13 protein-coding genes and 1 pseudogene are annotated in these 18,586 nt (G+C 39.7%); 9 read left to right on the top strand and 5 right to left on the bottom strand.

From position 1 onward, the window contains the following. Positions 1-126, top strand: a pseudogene (locus NWP25_RS18765) (IS982 family transposase); the annotation flags it as partial. 236 nt (positions 127-362) lie between these two features. On the opposite strand, the gene NWP25_RS01090 reads toward NWP25_RS18765, so the two are convergent. From NWP25_RS01090 to NWP25_RS01100, 3 genes are all read right to left on the bottom strand, one after another. Beyond that, positions 363-857, bottom strand: coding sequence for a hypothetical protein (locus NWP25_RS01090; protein WP_280650127.1), 495 nt, complete (start codon positions 855-857; stop codon positions 363-365). A gap of 106 nt (positions 858-963) precedes the next feature. Beyond that, on the bottom strand, positions 964-3,111 hold the full coding sequence (locus tag NWP25_RS01095; protein WP_280698711.1) for a pentapeptide repeat-containing protein: 2,148 nt from the start codon (positions 3,109-3,111) through the stop codon (positions 964-966). Positions 3,112-3,166: 55 nt separating this feature from the next. Beyond that, positions 3,167-3,511, bottom strand: a complete 345-nt coding sequence (locus NWP25_RS01100) for a hypothetical protein (protein WP_280650125.1) — start codon at positions 3,509-3,511, stop codon at positions 3,167-3,169. Positions 3,512-3,672: 161 nt separating this feature from the next. Here NWP25_RS01100 and NWP25_RS01105 point away from each other — a divergent pair, with 161 nt between their 5' ends. After that, the gene (locus tag NWP25_RS01105) at positions 3,673-4,113 is read left to right on the top strand and encodes a hypothetical protein (RefSeq protein WP_280650124.1); all 441 of its coding nucleotides are present in this window, start codon (positions 3,673-3,675) and stop codon (positions 4,111-4,113) included. Positions 4,114-4,139: 26 nt separating this feature from the next. On the opposite strand, the gene NWP25_RS01110 is transcribed toward NWP25_RS01105, so the two are convergent. Continuing rightward, positions 4,140-7,979, bottom strand: coding sequence for a PAS domain S-box protein (locus NWP25_RS01110; protein ID WP_280698713.1), 3,840 nt, complete (start codon positions 7,977-7,979; stop codon positions 4,140-4,142). A gap of 1,196 nt (positions 7,980-9,175) precedes the next feature. Between NWP25_RS01110 and nifV the strand changes: the two genes are divergently transcribed. Beyond that, complete coding sequence (gene nifV, locus NWP25_RS01115) at positions 9,176-10,306, top strand: homocitrate synthase (RefSeq protein WP_280650122.1); 1,131 nt, start codon at positions 9,176-9,178, stop codon at positions 10,304-10,306. A gap of 174 nt (positions 10,307-10,480) precedes the next feature. Here the strand turns inward: nifV and NWP25_RS01120 are convergent, their stop codons facing one another. Further along, on the bottom strand, positions 10,481-12,028 hold the full coding sequence (locus NWP25_RS01120; protein ID WP_280650121.1) for an NAD(P)/FAD-dependent oxidoreductase: 1,548 nt from the start codon (positions 12,026-12,028) through the stop codon (positions 10,481-10,483). A 546-nt stretch (positions 12,029-12,574) separates the two neighbouring features. Between NWP25_RS01120 and NWP25_RS01125 the strand changes: the two genes are divergently transcribed. From NWP25_RS01125 to NWP25_RS01150, 6 genes are all read left to right on the top strand, one after another. Beyond that, positions 12,575-13,879 carry a glycosyltransferase gene (locus tag NWP25_RS01125; protein WP_280698715.1) on the top strand — a complete coding sequence of 435 codons (1,305 nt, stop codon included), beginning with the start codon at positions 12,575-12,577 and terminating at the stop codon, positions 13,877-13,879. Between the two features lie 81 nt (positions 13,880-13,960). Continuing rightward, complete coding sequence (locus NWP25_RS01130; protein ID WP_280698717.1) at positions 13,961-14,977, top strand: glycosyltransferase family 2 protein; 1,017 nt, start codon at positions 13,961-13,963, stop codon at positions 14,975-14,977. A 23-nt stretch (positions 14,978-15,000) separates the two neighbouring features. Then, positions 15,001-15,873 carry an ABC transporter permease gene (locus tag NWP25_RS01135; RefSeq protein ID WP_280698719.1) on the top strand — a complete coding sequence of 291 codons (873 nt, stop codon included), beginning with the start codon at positions 15,001-15,003 and terminating at the stop codon, positions 15,871-15,873. A gap of 2 nt (positions 15,874-15,875) precedes the next feature. Further along, a complete protein-coding gene (locus NWP25_RS01140) occupies positions 15,876-17,153 on the top strand; it encodes an ABC transporter ATP-binding protein (protein WP_280650130.1) in 1,278 nt (425 codons plus the stop codon). 19 nt (positions 17,154-17,172) lie between these two features. Beyond that, positions 17,173-18,120: a glycosyltransferase family 2 protein gene (locus NWP25_RS01145; protein WP_280698720.1), complete on the top strand. Its 948-nt coding sequence runs from the start codon at positions 17,173-17,175 to the stop codon at positions 18,118-18,120. A gap of 76 nt (positions 18,121-18,196) precedes the next feature. After that, positions 18,197-18,586: helix-turn-helix domain-containing protein (locus tag NWP25_RS01150; protein ID WP_280650116.1), on the top strand; the 390-nt coding region annotated here is incomplete at its 3' end.

Raw genomic sequence — 18,586 nt, forward strand, 5'->3', positions numbered from 1 at the left:
CTCAACAAAACTGTTGACGGCTTTTGTGTCCATATTGCGGCTAAAATTGCCTCTCACACTCTACGTCTTTTGCTTCGTCGCCGTTTTGGTATTAATGTTCTCACTTTCCAGTCTCAACCTATTTAATTCACATTAGGCGTACTCTTACAAAAATCAATTCTGGATATTAGATTTTTTGTTACACAAGTCTACACAATCCCTTATATAAAACCTACTCAAATCTACTACCAAATCAAATTGTGAGGAATGTTCGGTTCACGTTTAATGCAATCTCCTTGCGCTAAAAAATTTGCTCTTTCGGTTCCGGGCGATATGCTTATTGTGGGTAATTTCCATCGCATTGGTCCCTCACAAAATCTGACTTAAAATCTATAACCAATACCACCTTGCACAGAGACAGCCGCGCCACCACTGCCACGATGAGCATCAAAAGCAATGATGGCGTTACCGAAAATCACAGTATTACTATTGGGAACAACGTAATCAATTCCTGGTTGTAAGGCAAAACTAACTTTGTTACCCACAGGGGAAGAACTATTACCACCAGCCAACACCAAACCAGCCCCCAAGTAAGCATCAGTTTGCCAGTTGAGGGGCACATCATAGGAAACTGTGGGTACAATTGCGGTATTGTTAGCAACTAAAGCTTGAGCGCGGAAAGAAATTGGTGATTCTAGAAGCTTGTAACGGACAGCTACAACACCCCCAACTTGAACACCATCAATCAGACCAACACTCGGCCCTACACCAACATAGCTACCGTATGCTACCTGAGCCTGGGCTGGTTGAATACTAATAGCTATGTTCAAAACCGAGCTAGCCGCTAAAACTGGAAGCCAATAACAAAGATGCTTCATTACCTATGCCTCACACCATCTTGAATTTTACAAGTTATTTTGAATACTCATATTATCGCGATTATGGTTAAACTAGGTAATAAGTCATCATTTCCATTCCCCAATCCTAGGGACAACTGGAATGTATGCCACCTTGGGTACAAATGTAAGCGATTTGCCTAGAATCTAAATTTTTGGCTTGAGAAAAATCAACTCCTTGGACTACGGCGGAGATTGATCCCAAGTCTGGCATTTCGACAAATTGGTCTGCGGGATTTTGTGGGACAGGTGCAAGAACTGTTCCTTTAAAATCAGCACCTGCTACATTTGCTCCTCGTAAATCGACAAAACTCAGGTCAGCATTTTGTAAGTTAGTGTTTTCCAATTTAGCAGAGCGTAAAACTGCACCAGTAAGTCTAGTGGCGCTGAGGTTGGCGTTGCTGAGATTAGCGCGATCTAAATAAGCCCCCGATAAGTCTGCTCCTCGCCAATCAGTATTAGCTAAATTGGCATAGGATAAATGTGTGCCGATGGCAATGACGCGACTTAAACGAGCTGCATACAAATTGGCCTCGTTAAACTTGGCATCACCTATGTCAGCCCCAGTTAAGCTGGCTTTCTCTAGGAATGCACCCCGGACATTGGATCCTACTAGCTGGGTACTGCTGAGGTCAGCGCCTATTAAACGTGCATAGGATAAATTAGCTCGGTTGAGGGTAGCGCGGCTTAAATCGCTACGGTTCATGATGACGCGACTGAGATTAGCATCGGTGAAATTAGCTTGTTTCATTTGAGCCAAGCTCAAATCAGCGATTTCATCGTCGTAAGTGTCCCAGCGTCCATCCTCACCTGTTCCCCGGAAGATGCTACCTTTGAAACTGGCTTGCTGAAGATTTGCAGACTTGAAGTTGATTCCTGACAAATCAATATTATCTAATACCAAGTTGAAAAATGAACTTTCAAAAGTGCCGCTTTGAGCCAATTCAACGCCACTGAGATCAAGACCCGCAATTTGAGTGCTGTAGACGCTGAGAATTTTATTGATTGTCTGTTGATTAATATGTAACTGCTGTTGTCGGAATTCTGGTTGTAAGGATGCACTGCTACCCAAAGACTTGAGTTCACCTGCCAAAAACTGGTTTTTGTTTTTTAATTCAGGGATAGCTTTGAGTCCTACACTTGCTAAAGCTTGTTGAATTGTGTTCAGGAGAATGGGGTTAGTTTCTGTAACCAGAAGGTCTGTGAGAAATTGGATGGACTGGGGATCATTGAGACCACCCATGGCGAGAATTACACTTTGGCGCTCCTCTGTGGTAGCACCAGAGTTAGGACTCAATGTTTTTACGAGTACAAGAAACTTTTGACTGTTGATGTGCTTGCTTTCCCGTCGAGTTTCTTGAGTTTGGATATAAACTTGGGTGGCTACTAAAGTCGCCAGCACAGCCATCATGCTGACCAGTGCTATCCCAAACAAACTACGGCTGGGGTTTTGCCGCATCCACCTCCACAGGTTAAGGGTGTTTGCAGTTTCCCCTGTGAGGGTTGACATTGATACAGGGGGTAATTCCTCCTCTGACTGAGTGGTCTGGGATTTATTAGCCTGATTCGAGGATGGGAAAGGAAGAGTGGCATCTATTGTATATGTACCGGCCAACCAGTCATGCAGTGCCCGACGACCTCGACGTGACGGTAAGGCGATTCCTTCCCCCAGCACCATCAATACAGCCAAAAATGTGAACAGTCCTAAATTGGGATAAGCAAAACTATAGCGCCAAAGAATATAGGCTATGGAAACAGGTACAGTCCATCGACCAATTGCTTCCCGCGCCACAGTTGCTGCTAAACCTGGGGGGTCGCCTACCTCATTGACAACTCGCACACCAAATTTTCCCTTGGCAATAGTACTACCTGTTTTGCCGAGTAAATATAATTGCCACCATGACAGAGCCCCAGGCGCTAACAAGGCTATAATCCACAAAAAATTTGTCGGTGCGGCAACGTTGCGAATACCATAGCTTACAGGCAGAGCTAAGGGTCGAGCGAGGAATCTTTCTGTGACTACTAATACTGGGTGAAGTGGCACTCGGTTGATATCGTTCCGAGAATTGGCATAAACACCAAGACCAAAAGGAACTAGCCCACTGACAATTACCAGGCTAATTTCAGTTGCCCATGCAGCCAAGCGCCTGGTTGGTAATGGCAATGACTTGCCTTTTGGGGGTTCGTTTGACTGGCTAGATTGACTGTTACTTCTCCTCACAATTGGGGTTGCCATTCGATAATTCCTTTGAATTTATTTTATAAGTGGCTCTCAGCGCAGCTAAAATATACTATTGCTTTTTTTCCAAGCTACCGGATACAAAAAATTTGTAACCAAGATACACTAAGAATATCAACAGTGCCACAGTGATCACAGATGCCACTAGTTTTAGTACTGCTTGTACCATTGCAAATCCCAATAGCACCCCCACACCAGCAACTATCAGCTTGCTTGTTCGGTTTAAGTTGTTAAACCAAAGCTGTAATCGTGCTAAACGAGATCTGAAGTTGAGAAATACCGATTGTGAATTCTGTGTGTTTTTTGGTGGTTGGCCCACATCTACAGATTTAAAGTTTATTTCTGCCTCTAGATTTTGCAGGTGGCGTCGCCAATGTTCTTCGGGTTGAGGATTCATATATCTTTTCAACTTGACTCTATGTCACTAGTTCCACAACAAACCTAGCAAATCCTGGAAATTATCAAATCAACGAGGAACATACAAAGATTACCGTCGTCCTTAGCATCAGGCTATTTATATCAGTATTGCTTAAAAAATAGTCGGGAGCATTGATATTTATGAAGACTCTTAGGATACTTAGAGTTGTTCCCGCAGCTTTGGTAATGAGTTTGGTGCTGACTGAAGCTAACTTGGCTCAAGTACCACGGTTGCAAATTTCAGCCAATTTAACTTCAGAACCACTAATTTTAAATGGCATATCCGGAGGATCCGTTGGCAGTAATTGCGGCAACATTGCTAACACACCCAATCAAATTATCCATTTGACCAAGCCAATGCCTTACTTACGCTTAACGGTAGATAGTCCTGGACAGCCAACACTGCTAATTGATGGTCCCGGGGGACGTTTTTGTGTGATGCCAGATAATTACTCTGAACGCAAGCCAGAAATTACTGGCTATTTTATGCCAGGAGAATACTTTGTATACGTAGGTCAGTTATCTCAAGGTAAACATAACTATAGCCTTTCAATTTCACAACAAAAGAAGCGAATAAAGTAGTTATTGTGGGTAAAAATGGCGATTAACTAGTTTTTACTCAGTATATGGTGCAAGCTATTTAATAACTCTCGGGCTGTATAGGGCTTGGAAACAACCAATTGAACAGGAGTAATATCTGCATTTGCGAAAGCTTCGTGAGAATTGATGGCGCTACAAGCGATAATTTGTACCTCTGGGTTCATTTTTTGTAAGGTGCGGATGGCAGTGATTCCATCCATTTCCGGCATCATGATATCCATTAAAACAGCCCTGATATGTTGTTTGTGCTGGGCATAAAGTGCGATCGCTTCAATGCCATTACTAGCCGTGAGAGTTTTATAATTGTATTTTTCCAAAGCAATTTTTGCAATCTCACGAATTTCAGCTTCATCATCCACAAATAAAATTAGTTCTCCCTTTCCGGGAAATATTTGCAAATTGTTTCCGTCAAGTGATTGAGTGACTTCCACCGCAGGTAAGAACAGCTCAAATTTACTGCCTTGTTCGACTGTGCTAGATACACTCATAAAACCACCGTGGCTTTTAATAATTCCCAGGACTGTTGACAAGCCCAATCCTGTACCTTTGCCGACTTCTTTAGTGGTAAAAAAGGGATCAAAAATTTTATCTAATATTTCTGGTGGTATACCTATTCCTGTATCGCCAACATTCATCACAACATAAGGGCCTACTTTGGCATTAAGATTCATTCGGGCATAGGCTTCATCAATAAACATATTTTTTGTAGAAATGGTGATTCTACCACCTTCTGGCATGGCATCACGGGCATTAACTACGAGGTTCATTAGCACTTGATGCAGTTGTGTCGCATCTCCAAAAACAGCCCACAAGTCTTCTGGTATGCTGATGGCAAATTCAATAGATTTGGAAAATGTTTGCTTGGCTATCTGAGTAATTTCAGCAATTAGGTGTTTGAGTTGAACTATCGTGCGCTCTCCTTTAAATCCGCGCGCAAAAGACAAGACTTGTTTAACTAAAGCTGCTCCACGTTTGCTGTTGCTTTCGATAATCGCTAGTAGGTGGTGATAATGTTCTGTATCTTGAGGTAATCTGACCTGTAGCAGTTGAGATGCGGCCAAAATTGGTGTCAAGATATTATTCAAGTCATGAGCAATTCCACCTGCTAAAGTGCCAAGGCTTTCCAATCGTTGCGCGCGGAAAAACTGCTCCTCAAGTTGTTTTTTTTCTGTAATGTCAGTATCAACAGAAAGAATGGATTTTGGTTTTCCTGCTGCATCATACATCAGCGTCCAACGGCTTTCTACAACAATTTCTTTCCCAGATTTAGTAAATTTACGTAACTCACCTTGCCATGATCCAGATTGAATGACAGTTTTGAGAGCTCCTTTGATCTGCGGCGAAATGTCTTTGTAAAAAAGATCTTGGGGGTTTTTACCTAAAGCCTCTTTTGCCTGCCAACCATAAATACGTTCTGCACCTTGATTCCAGAATAAGATTTTGCTTTGGAAATCTATAACTAAAATTGCATCAGTGGCAATATCAAGTAAGGCGGCTTGCTCGCGAATTTTCTCTTGTGCTTGTTTGCGTTCAGTAATGTCAGAAAAAGAAGCGACTGTGGCATAAGGAACAGGGTCATTGTCGTGAAACAACGGCTGGGAATTGATGGAAATCCAAGTTAGTTGTCCATTGGGCTGATAAACTCCCATGACCACATTCGAGCAGGGTTGGCCTGTACGTAAAGTGAGCATTGCTGGATGCATTTCACCGGGGAATGGAGATCCATCTTCTTGAATGTTCTGCCAGCTGGGGTCGTCAAAGGTGGAGTTGAGCATCTGGTCAAAAGTGCGCCCCAAAATTCTTTTAGCACTAGCATTACAAGTAAGTATACAGCCATTAGCATCTTGTAGAACGATGCCCTCCTGCATGGTAGCAACCACTGAACGATAACGTTCTTCGCTGGCTCGCAGTGATGCTTCTGCCTGTTTGCGTTCGTCGATGCGCCTAGTTGTACCAATCAACCGTATTGGCTGACCCAGTTCGTTAAAAAATACTTTACCTTTTTCACTGAGCCAGTGAATACTGCCATCAAGCCAAACAATGCGAAATTCACATTTATATTCATTTGTTTCCTCAATACTGCGGGCTATCACCTCAGACAAGGATTCCCGGTCTTCCGGATGAACCAATTTAAAACATTCGTCTATTGTTTCAGAATCAAGACCACCGGGCAAACCATAAATCAGCGCCATATTGGCAGAGCATACTACTTTATTGGTGAGAAAATCCCAATCCCAAATACCCATTTCAGTGGCTTCTAGGGCTAAACTGAGTCTTGCCTCACTCTCCCGCAGTGACTCTTCTATTTGCTTGCGTTCGGTGATATCTCTACCAACAGCCTGCAATTCAACTATCTCTGCGCTTTCATTTTTAATTGCTGTTGCATTCCATTGCACCCAACGTATACCTTTCACTGTCAACAAACGTTGCTCACCAGTGATTAAGTGATGGGGTGGAGATATCAAGTTGATGATATTTTCCATGATTTTGGGCAAGTCATCTGGGTGGAAAAACTGAAACATCGACTCACCAAGTAACTGGTCTAATTGCTGATTCAACGCTTGACAGACTACTGTATTAGCAAAAGTAACTCGTCCCTGCAAATCTAGACGGATAATCAAATCTGTTTGAGTTTCTACTAGCTGGCGATAAAGTTTCTCGCTTTGCCTCAATGACTCTTCGATACGTTGGCGTTCAGTGATTTCCTCTTGCAAAAGCTGGTTCGCTATCATAAGTTCGTTTGTACGTTCCACTACCCCGATTTGTAACTCATCGCTGGCTCGGCATAATGCTGCTTGTGCTTGTTTGCCGGCGCTAATATCACAAATTAACCAGCGCCAACCCACCTCCTTACCCTGTGAATCATATATTGCAGCAGCTCTCACACTAGCTGGGAAAGAGAGGCCACTCCTTGGCTGAAGGTGAATTTCCCAGTCCTCTATCTGCTGTAAAGTCTGTAGTTGAGTTATAAAATCTTGGCGGTCTTGTTCGGTGATAAACAGAACTAATGGTTTGCCCACCAGATAATTTTGTTCTCCACATAGCAGGGTAGCTGCTGCATGGTTAGCTTCTTGAATAACACCTGTGCCATCGGTCACTAAATAACCATGAGGAGCGAACTCAAATAAATCTTGATAACGCTGACGCTCTAACTCTGCAATTTCTCGGGCTAGCCCCAGTTGTTCGTTTTGTTGGCGCAGCTGTTCTTCCACCACTTGAAGTTCTTCGAGGGTGTGCTGAAGTTCTTTATTAACTTGAATGAGTTCAATCATTTGTATGTCGAACCATTTTTTCAAATCACCGTGAGTTGGGCAGCGTATTACGTCTGCTGGCTGTGCATTTGACGGACGTAGTTCGACAAGACTAACAATATTTACAAGATCAAAGGTTTTAAGCAACGTAGTTTCGGTTACGAGTCCGACTAATTGCCCCTGTGGATCTAAAATCGGCAGATGGCGAATTTGATGTTGACGCAATAGTGACCAAGCTGTAGAGATATCCTGGGAATTAGATTCTGTCAGGGTAATGACTGGCTTCACCATCACTTCAGTAATTTTTACCTGAGATAAATTTATGCCTTTAGCTATAACTCTAACTACATCAGTAGTAGTAAAAATACCCAAGAGATTGCCTTGCTCTACAACCAAAACACAAGTACTAGATTGACGATTTTCTGTCCCGTCAACTAACCAATCATTAGAATTGGTTGGTAACGAATTAATACTTCGTTCTTGACTCATTAAAATAATGGCATCGACTACATAACTATCAGGGCGAATTGTTAATGGACATTGATCAATAGCATGATATAAATTAGGCAAATCAATTAACTGATTGTTGAATCTCATAGTTAATTCATCAATTTTCATTATCTAATTGACATAAGAACTACATAGCCAAAGACATACTGAGAAAGTTGTTGATCACCAGGGAGTATTCAAGTTGAGAAGCCTATAAATGAGATTTATAGAATATAAAAATGCTTGGATCAGAAAAACTTTGTAGTCGCTATAGCCCAGGTGAGTCTACAACCGGGGCTGTTGAGGAAATTTTTGTAGTTCTCAAACCTATTGTATGGTTGAATTAGCCATAGATGATCTTTTAACTGAAGAGATTACACTAAATTAATGCTCAGACTCTTGAGTGCTAAACCATACCATGACTAAGCCAAGTATTTATTTAGACTTTCATGAAAATTACCGTTATTTTTCCAATGTCCATTACAAAAAGAGTTTTTACATTAATTACTTGCTCAAATATGCAGCTAAAAAGTTTTACTTGATACCTGATTTCAGCCCCGTAAATTGCTCCGGGTAGGGAAATTTTGCCAAAATTATTGACATTTTAAAATCGTGAGAAAAACTAATCTTGGGGCTGCTCAACCCCCAAGAACCTGTAAATTCCTTTAGAACTTTCTTCATCATCTCATATTTCTACAGAAATACAAATCCAGTGATTAATAAATACTCCCATGAACTCAGTGTGTTTTAGTGACTGCTGTGTTGCTTTGTATTGTTAATTAGAATAATTTCTGAACTAATAAAAGCCACAACTAGTGATACGATGCAACTGCCAAATATTAATTTCAACGTAGTCCTATTCACTCTACCAAAAGCAGCACAAGCACTACTCCATCCAGCAGATTTATGCCAACTTTATGATTTTGGTGTGATGAAAATCTAGACGTTAATGAATCAAAGTATCGATTGACATTGTTCCACCAGACTAAATAACGACGTTTTGCACCTTGGTACTTAACCCGATCTATCGCTGGTAGGTGAGACTCATTCATATTTGAAATCAGCAACGTCAAAATTCAGTGAGCGGAAGGTAAACTAGCGGACATTAAGCTAAACAGAGGAAGCAAGAAGCATACGTATATTTGCACTGGAATTTTTCCCAGAAAACAGGAGTAAAAGCAAAAGAGGTGTAAGTTTCCTCCCTCTATAATCTTGGTATACAATTATAGGTTTACTCGTTTACTCATACAAACTTTCGATACAAACTCTTGTATATTAACTATGGTAACAGAGGAATTACTGAAATGGATAAAATTGTGATCAATGACACAACTTTGCGTGACGGTGATCAAGCTGCTGGTGTAGCCTTTAACTTAAACGAGAAAATAGCGATCGCTCGGTTACTTGATGCAATGGGAGTTGATGAGTTAGAAATCGGGATTCCTGCAATGGGTGAAGTAGAACAACATGCCATAACAACAATTGTTGGCTTAGGTTTACAAGCTAAACTACTGGGTTGGAACCGCGCCGTAATATCAGATATTCAGGCTTGTATAGATTGTGGTTTACAGCGAGTACATATATCTATTCCTGTGTCTGCAATTCAAATTAATGCTAAATTTCAGGGAAAATGGGAGGTGGTTTTAAAGAAACTGCGAGATAGTATCAGCTTTGCCCTGGATCATGGACTGTTTGTTTCCGTAGGCGCAGAAGATTCATCTAGAGCAGAAGAAAAATTTTTGTTGGATGTAGCGCTTTACGCTCAAGAATGTGGTGCATCACGGTTTCGCTTTTGTGACACAGTAGGGATTCTTGATCCTTTCAATACTTATGTAAAAGTTAGACAATTGGTGACAGCATTATCCATACCCATAGAAATGCACACCCACAATGATTTTGGTTTGGCAACTGCTAACACTCTAGCCGGGATCAAAGCTGGTTCTTTATCAGTGAATACAACAGTCAATGGTTTAGGTGAAAGAGCAGGAAATGCCGCTTTAGAAGAAGTCGTCATGGCTCTCAAACGCATCTATAATAATAATGTAACTATTGACACTTCTCGATTAGTGGAAATATCGAGACTTGTAGCATCAGCATCAGGGTACAATGTACAGCCTTGGAAAGCTATTGTGGGTGAAAATAGTTTTGCTCACGAATCAGGTATCCATGCTCATGGTGTATTGAAAAATCCTCACACCTACGAGCCCTTCCCCCCGGAAGAAGTGGGCGGGGAAAGGCGTTTAGTGCTTGGTAAGCATTCTGGTAGGCATTTATTGTCTAACCTGCTAGAACAACAAGGCATTTTTCTTAACCCAGAAGCAACTCAGTCAATGTTGGATGCGGTGCGACAGGCGTCAGTAGAAAAAAAACGTAGTCTAACTACCCAAGAACTTTTGCATTTAGCAGAAGTATACCACCATAGTCATGTTAGTTAGTAAATTACCCGCCACGTGGGGTATCTTCAAAACGCTACACGAAAGTGTACTCATATTTTGAGGTTATCCAACCTATAAAAATTTAAGAGGGGTATTGGGGAGGCCGTGCTTTGGACGCTTTCCCCAACTTGTTAGGCAAGATCCTCTTATGGAGGTAGCAACTCTGGTTTGTAGCTACTGTTGATAGTCAGCACCAGAACCATATTTCCAAGCATCAATCAAACGATGCCAAGAATATTGTTTTTTGCTGGGTTTATTCTTGAGCCATGTTTCTAACATGGGACTGAGTTTAAACAAGGCAGTGTAAATACTCAAATTGCCGTAATGCACTATCCAATCAAGCAAATTTGGTAAACCCACTTGTGGAATGATTTTGGCAACTAATCCTGGATGAGATAACCCAGTTTTTAACAGTGTTTGTGTCAGTGCCGAAAATTGCACGACATCTTGCAAAAATGGTTTTAAGACTGGTGTACCCAGTTTTTGCATTTCCTCAAATACAACTGAAAGTAGTTGATTAATTTGATCTGGGGGGATTTGCTGATTTACACCCACACTCATGGCCTTTTGAAACAACCAAGTAACTCTGAGATTGGGCTGATAAGGTTGCACCAAGGCTAGGGCATTTGCTGATAACTGATTGCTTTGCAGTGCCTCATCAATAGCAAATGTTAACCGCTTGAGGTGACGTAGCATGGCTCCAAACCCACCAAAACTCAACGGAGATTGACCACCACTGCTGTCTCCCACAGTTAAAAGGCGATTCCAAGGAGTTTTGAGTGGGCTTTGGCGATAGGTAGGAAAGAAGCCAAATAGAGCGCGTTGAAACTGCAATTGGTTTAATTCCACACCTTGATATTCTGGCAGCAATCGCAGATATTCCTCAAACAATGCTTGTAAACTTAAACGTCCTGGTTCTGCATCCATGTAGGTAAATAAGTAAGTAGTTCTACCATCCCTAGCTGGGAAGGCTTCCCAAAAGTACTGACATTGATTTTCTAAAGATGTGAATGAAAATAACAAGTCTCCAGAAGTATTTGTGGGAAAACCTTGGGCACAACTTCCTACCACCAAGCACAAAGCATCTGGTTTCTTTCCCTGACGTGCTTGGCGGCTGATGGGAGAAAAATGTCCCATTGCGTCGATTAACAACCTAGTTTTGTATTGGTTATTAACTATAATTCCTTCTGGATGAACTATTGCTTCAGTAAATGGTGTATTTTCTAATAATGTTCCCCCACTAGCAGTAAATCTGGTTTTTAATCTATCTAGTAGATAAACTGGATCTACGCCAATATTTAAAACATCCTCTACCCAGATTTCTCTACCACCAGTAAAGCTAACTCGTGCGGGATTATATTTAGTTGCCATCGCCTGTTGTAATTCTTGAGTAGTTAGCAAGTTTAATTCCACAAATACTTCTAATTCTGGGCGAGAAATATTCCACTCTTGTTTTCTACCCCGTAGAATTCCCCGTTCCATCAAGGCCACCCGCAGCCCCTTCACCGCTAAGGCGCAACCAATTAAAATCCCTAAAGTACCACCACAGACCACCACATCCAAGTCTACACTATCTAATGGTTGTTGACTTTCTTTAACCACCGTAGGGATTGGTGCTGTGTTTTCTCTTAAATATCTTAGCAGACGATCATTTTGATGCAAAGCTTCTAAAACATCGCCTGGTAGTTCGGAGAGAATTTTTTCAGTTAAAGATGGGGACATATTCAGTTAATGCCAAAAGATTACTAGTATTAATCCTATCTTTGACAGGTTTGATATTGTCATTTATCATACCAATTCTTGAGAATAGCTTGCGTGGCGTAGCCATAGATGTGTCGAATTAGCTGGCGAATAAATAAACTACTGCTTTATATAAAAAATGAATTATTTGCGTACCTAGTCAAGCCAGAGTTGTTATAAGAATTTTATGAACACCCAAAAATATATATAGGGTGAGCTTCTTATCTTTATAAGCACATCAGCAACAAGTTTCTGACTATTTAAATATATCCTCAGGTAGATATTGAAAATATTTACTTGTTTTAAATATAAACAACAGTATTAAATAAGAGAGGTGTGCAATATATATTTTTTCGTTTTTGTTTCTTATCTATAGCTATTTTTGACATTTTTTTATATACTCCAAGAAACATATTTTCTTTGATGAAGAATGTTGTATAACGGAATTTATTTGGAGAACCATAGCTAGGAAATTTGTTTTTTATTGCATTACGTCATCTAAGTAAATATTAAATCTAGGATATTAGTATGAAAATTGCGTTCATAGTGGGAGAATTTCCTGTTGTATCAGAAACTTTTATTCTCAATCAAATTACCGGATTAATTGAGCGTGGTCATCAAGTTGATATTTATGCTAATCCACCTAATGACACTTATAAATTCCATCCAGACGTAGAAAAGTATGACTTGTTATCTCATACATACTATTCACCAAAACTGCCCCAAAATTACTTATTGCGGCTCTTAAAAGCGATAGGACTAATCCTGAAAAATTTCAAAAAAGCTCCTATGGTTGTGCTGCGATCGCTGAATATTTTCAAATATGCTAGAAGAGCAGCTTCTTTGCGGTTGTTATATTCAGTAATACAGCTATTAGATGCTCAACCTTATGATATTATCCATTGCCAATTCGGAATATTAGGTTTAGAAGGAATGATTTTGCGAGACATTGGTGCTATCAAAGGTAAACTAATTACAACATTTAGAGGTTACGATATCAGTTGGTTTGTAAAGAAGCATGGAGAGCATATTTATGATTCATTATTTGCTGAAGGAGATTTTTTTATGGCAAACTGTGAGTATTTCCGGAAAAGAGCCATCCAACTAGGCTGTAATCCCCAAAAGCTGGTTGTTCATGGTTCGGGAATAGACAGTAGTTTGTTTCCATTTAAAATCAGACAACCTCAAGCAAGTCGTAAAATTCGTATTGCTACAACAGGCCGTCTCATTGAAAAAAAAGGGATTGAATACGCTATTCGTGCAGTTGCCAAGGTGGCGAAATTTCACCCAAACATTGAGTATAACATCATTGGGGATGGCTTATTAAAGCGAGAATTACAAAAGTTAATTGATTCATTAAAAATTAGTGATAAAGTCCAGCTTTTGGGTTGGAAAAACCAGCCAGAAATTGTGGATATTCTTGACAAATCAGATATTTTTATTGCCCCTAGTATTACAGCAAAAGATGGTAATCAAGACGCTCCAGTTAATACTTTGAAAGAAGCTATGATTATGGGTTTACCAGTTATTGCTACTCTCCACGGTGGTATTCCTGAACTTGTTAAAGATGGTGTTTCTGGTTTTCTGGTTCCAGAGCGAGACTCCAACGCCATAGCGTCAAAATTAAATTATCTCATAGCACATCCAGAAATTTGGTCAACAATGGGTCAAGCTGGTCGTGTTTATGTAGAGTCACATTATGACCTCAACAAGTTAAATGATAGATTAGTTGAAATTTATCAGCAGGTAATGATGAATAATTTATGTTCTCAAGAAAAATTGTTAGCCCCAATGCTGCATATAAATTATGAAAATATTTCAAATGTAAAATAAACTGTATAAAGGTTTAATTTTTGTCTTCAATTTTTGAATTGTTTATTCACAATTTGATTATTTATTGATTAAGAAAACATCATGAAATTAGAAGCAATCGCCACAGCAGAAGTTACAATTATTGTGTGTCCCCGGGAACGTTTCAGCTACACCAGTGAGTCCCTAGAGAGCATTTATGAGCATACCAAATATCCCTTTAACTTAATTTACGTTGACGGCGGTTCTCCTCGTCACATCAAAGATTATTTAGAAAAACAAGCTGAGGAAAAACAATTTCGATTAATTCGCACCGATTATTATCTTTCGCCTAACCACGCCAGAAATATGGGTTTACGTGAAGTCACTACCAAATATGTCGTTTTCATTGATAATGATGTGGTTGTTACTTCTGGTTGGCTAAAGCCTTTGGTGGAATGTGCCGAAGAAACCAATGCAACCGTAGTTAGCCCCTTAATTTGTCAACATTTGCCACTACACACAGAAGTACATTGTGCAGGTGGAGAATCTGGTATTAAAGTGGAAACGAAAGGAGAAATTACAAGACGGCGGATAATAGAAAAAATTTATAAACAAGGTCAGAAAGTTGCAGATATTTATCCCCAACTACAACGGCAAAAAACCGGTTTAGCAGAGTTTCACTGCATGATGGTACGCACAGAAATTTTTCAGCAAATAGGTTTGTTAGATGAAAAACTGCTGAACACAAAAGAACACGTTGATTTTTGCATATTGGTAACAGAAGCTGGTGGTTCAATCTACCTTGAACCCCAATCTTTGATGACTTATGTCCCAGCGACCCAGTTAGAGTGGACAGATATACATTACTATATGCTGCGTTGGAGCGATGCTTGGGAACTAGCAAGTTTAAAACATTTGAGCGAGAAGTGGAAGATTACTGAACATGATTACTTCAAAAATAAGCACAGTCGCTTGGGATGGCGGCGACATATGACAATTATTAATCCCTTATACCGAAAACTACCCATTGGTAAATTTGGATCAAAAGTGGCTGGGAAAATTCTCAGTTCTATTGACAAGGTAGTTAATCGTTATATAACTAATCGCTATGCTCAATTTGCACCAGGTGACTGGAAGTAGGGAAAAAAGAAAGGGTAAAAGTTTTGAAGCAACATCACAGATTTAATTCTCAGCTACCGCAATTTGTTTATACACCTGAAAGTAGTCTGAGATATCCGATAAAATTATGCCAACAAATGTGGCAAGACTTGCTAGCATCCAGGGAAATTGCTTGGCGACTAATGGTGAGGGATATTAACGCCAAATATCGTCAATCTTTATTAGGAATAGCCTGGGCTTTTCTACCACCAATTGTCATGGCTATTGGTTTTACCCTTGCTAGTAAAACTGAGGTAATTAAGGTTGGTTTCACAGACTTACCCTATCCGGCTTATGTAATCTTCAGCACTGCATTATGGCAAACATTTGTGGAAGCTTTAAATGGCCCAGTACAAGCAGTAATCATGGCAAAACCGATGTTAGCCAGAGTGAACTTTCCCAGAGAAGCATTAATTTTGTCGAAAATAGGTGAAGTATTTTTTAATTTTGCTATTAAACTAATTTTAATAGCAGCGTTGTTTATCTGGTTTCACATTCCCGTAAGTTGGACAGTAATTTTAACTCCAGTTTCATTAATTCATTTAGTTTTGTTCGGAACCTTAATAGGCCTTTTATTAGCTCCTTTGGGTGTATTATATCAAGATGTATCGAAAGGGCTAAGTATGGTTACAGGCTTTTGGTTATTTCTGACTCCTGTAGTTTATCCAGTTCCCAAAGGTGGAACATTTAGCTTTTTAGTACAGATGAATCCTGTCACACCTTTGTTAGTAACAACACGAGAATTAGCCACAACAGGAATTGTGTCAGATCCCATTGGTTTTTGGCTAGTCAGCGCTATTACTTTATTGGGGATATTACTAACCTGGATTATATTCCGTCTGGCTATGCCTTTTGTAGTTGAGCGAGTCAGTTCTTAATGATGACTAATTTAATAAAAAAAGAGATTGGTGTCCAGCCTCAAGATAGTGCATTACTGATTAAAATTGATAAAGTTTCTAAAAAATTCTGTAGAGACTTAAAGCAGTCTTTATTCTATGGTGTCCAAGATATTGGTACAGAGTTAGTAGGAGGAAATAGAAATAGTGCTAGTCTCAGAAAAAAAGAGTTTTGGGCACTGAAAGATGTCAGTTTTAAACTGCACCGGGGAGAAGCATTAGGTTTGGTTGGATCTAATGGCGCAGGTAAAAGTACACTACTACGTATTATTAGTGGCTTAATTAAACCTGATACTGGACGTGTAGAAATTAGAGGAAGAATAGCTCCATTAATTGCACTAGGAGCAGGCTTTAATCCCATTCTGACTGGAAGAGAAAATATTTATGCGAATATGTCAATTCTGGGTTTATCAAAAGAAGAAATAGAAGAAAGATTCGCAGATGTCATAGATTTTTCGGAAATTGGTGATGCTATTGATGCACCAGTACAAACTTATAGTTCTGGCATGGCTGCTAGGTTAGGCTTTGCTTGTGCAGTTCACATAGAACCAGACATTTTGTTGATTGATGAAGTCCTCGCTGTAGGAGATATTAAATTTAAAATCAAGTGCCATCATCGACTGGCACTGCTGCGAGAAAAAGGCACAGCTTTTATCCTAGTTTCGCATAACCAATACAACATATTAAATGTCTGTGAAACTTCTTTGTACTTATCCAAAGGTCAGTTGATTTTGGCTGGTAAAACTGAAACAATCATTCGTAAATATGAAGAAGACCTTTGTTTGCAGGGAACGGCAACAGCTTTAGGGGAAATGATATTACCACAAAAACCTGCAAGTGAAAGCTTAGGGATAGATATTCTTTCTGTATGTTTTCAAGATGAAGAAGGAAACTTACTACCAACCTTGACAACTGGTAAACCTGCTTGTTTATCGGTAAAATGCCAAGCTCATAAGCATATTAAGAATCTCAATTTAGGATTCTTACTCTCAACAAATAGTGAAGGTCAATCTCGGATTTTGACTATCACCTCTGCTAGCGACAATGAAGATTTAGAAATATTACCAGGAATATCCGAAATTCAAATGCAAATGTCATGCTGCAGTTTAATACCTGGGATGTATAGTGCCAATATATACCTTAAAGAAGGTATACGCACTTTTGATAAAATCGAATCTTTTCGATTTGTTGTTAAATCCGACAGGAATACAAGTCAGTGTTTATTTTATCAACCTCATAGCTGGAAAGTTATTAATCATTAAAATCTTACTGTGATTGCAGATGAGCTACCCTTTATTGAGTGTAATTATTCCTACATATAACCGCCCTCATTTATTGCCACGGGCAGTTAACACAGCACTAGCACAAACATTAGCAGACATAGAGGTAATTGTCGTTGACGATGCCTCAGATAAGCCTGTAAATCTCCCTACAGATTCCCGACTAAAAATTATTCGGTTGCCAAAAAATATGGGTACTGCAGTAGCTCGTAATATTGGTGCAAAAACAGCACGGGGAAGATGGATTACTTATCTTGATGACGATGATGAATTGTTACCTCATATGGCTAAAGTCTCTATTGAGGCTCTTGCTAATACAACCTTGCCAAAACCCGTAGCAGTTCTATCTGCTTTGGAGGTTGTGAATCAAGATGGTAAGGTTCTCAATCGGCGTATTCCGCCAACTTTACCGCGTGGTTCACATTTTTTTTTAGAAGAAATTGAGCCTGAGTTATCGTTTTTTTCTAAACAAACACTGGTTGTAGAACGGGAAGTATTTCTAAACATAGGAGGTTATGACGAATATTTTACTTCCCGCGTACATACGGAAATGTTCTTGCGATTGAATCCTATTTGCTCAATTCTTGGTTTACCTACAGTCAGTTATCGCCTGTATGTACACAATGGACCGAGGATTTCACAAAATCCTGGGCTGCGTCAGGTGAATTTTCAACGTTTAGTTTCTAAACATCAATCACTGCTTCTCCACCATCCTCAGGCATTTGGCAAATTTTTGTATGAACACGCTCTTAGGTCATGGGAAATGGGTCAAAATTGTGCGGCTGTTTCAACATTATTATGGGCAATGCAACTAGCTCCTAAAGATACTTACTTGCGGATTATTTCACACTATAAAAATAAATTTTTGGGATATATCTACCAGGCGATAGCAAAATCACCAAACAAAAATAATTCTGATTTTTATTCTTCAGAAAACAATGAAAATTAATGCTATTTAAATTATGTTTAAATTACAGCATATCGTGAGTAAATGAGATACAGTAAGACAGGGTGCATGAAAAAAAATGAGAGCATATTCCATCGACTTGCGAGAAAAAATAGTCAAAGCGTATGAACAAGGGGACACCTCAATCAGAAAAGTAGCGACAAGATTTGGTGTAGCCAAAAGCTTTGTACAAAAACTACTGTCGATGAACAGGATGCAAGGTCATGTCCAACCGAAAAAACAAGGTGGGACAATGAAAGGCCAATTGGATGGGCGGGAAGAATTACTGAGAGAAATGGTAGAAAAGTACCCAGATGCAACATTAGAAGAATACTGTGAGTATTGGGGTATAACTTACAATCAATGGGTGAGTATAACCACCATGTGTCGGGCATTGCAAAAGCAAGAACTCTCACGAAAAAAAAGACATTACGCAGCAGCCAAGGAAAAACAGAACGAGTCCAGCATT

It is taken from the genome of Umezakia ovalisporum Ak1311, from assembly GCF_029891685.1.
In the GTDB taxonomy this organism is placed as follows: domain Bacteria; phylum Cyanobacteriota; class Cyanobacteriia; order Cyanobacteriales; family Nostocaceae; genus Umezakia; species Umezakia ovalisporum.

What these genes read in the sequence shown, in the direction of transcription:
- NWP25_RS01140 (WP_280650130.1), top strand. Translation starts at nt 15,876, where the DNA reads ATGACTAATTTAATAAAAAAAGAGATTGGTGTCCAGCCTCAAGATAGT.
- NWP25_RS01125 (WP_280698715.1), top strand. Translation starts at nt 12,575, where the DNA reads ATGAAAATTGCGTTCATAGTGGGAGAATTTCCTGTTGTATCAGAAACT.
- NWP25_RS01095 (WP_280698711.1), bottom strand. Translation starts at nt 3,111, where the DNA reads ATGGCAACCCCAATTGTGAGGAGAAGTAACAGTCAATCTAGCCAGTCA.
- NWP25_RS01130 (WP_280698717.1), top strand. Translation starts at nt 13,961, where the DNA reads ATGAAATTAGAAGCAATCGCCACAGCAGAAGTTACAATTATTGTGTGT.
- NWP25_RS01100 (WP_280650125.1), bottom strand. Translation starts at nt 3,511, where the DNA reads ATGAATCCTCAACCCGAAGAACATTGGCGACGCCACCTGCAAAATCTA.
- NWP25_RS01090 (WP_280650127.1), bottom strand. Translation starts at nt 857, where the DNA reads ATGAAGCATCTTTGTTATTGGCTTCCAGTTTTAGCGGCTAGCTCGGTT.
- nifV (WP_280650122.1), top strand. Translation starts at nt 9,176, where the DNA reads ATGGATAAAATTGTGATCAATGACACAACTTTGCGTGACGGTGATCAA.
- NWP25_RS01105 (WP_280650124.1), top strand. Translation starts at nt 3,673, where the DNA reads ATGAAGACTCTTAGGATACTTAGAGTTGTTCCCGCAGCTTTGGTAATG.
- NWP25_RS01110 (WP_280698713.1), bottom strand. Translation starts at nt 7,979, where the DNA reads ATGAGATTCAACAATCAGTTAATTGATTTGCCTAATTTATATCATGCT.
- NWP25_RS01120 (WP_280650121.1), bottom strand. Translation starts at nt 12,028, where the DNA reads ATGTCCCCATCTTTAACTGAAAAAATTCTCTCCGAACTACCAGGCGAT.
- NWP25_RS01145 (WP_280698720.1), top strand. Translation starts at nt 17,173, where the DNA reads ATGAGCTACCCTTTATTGAGTGTAATTATTCCTACATATAACCGCCCT.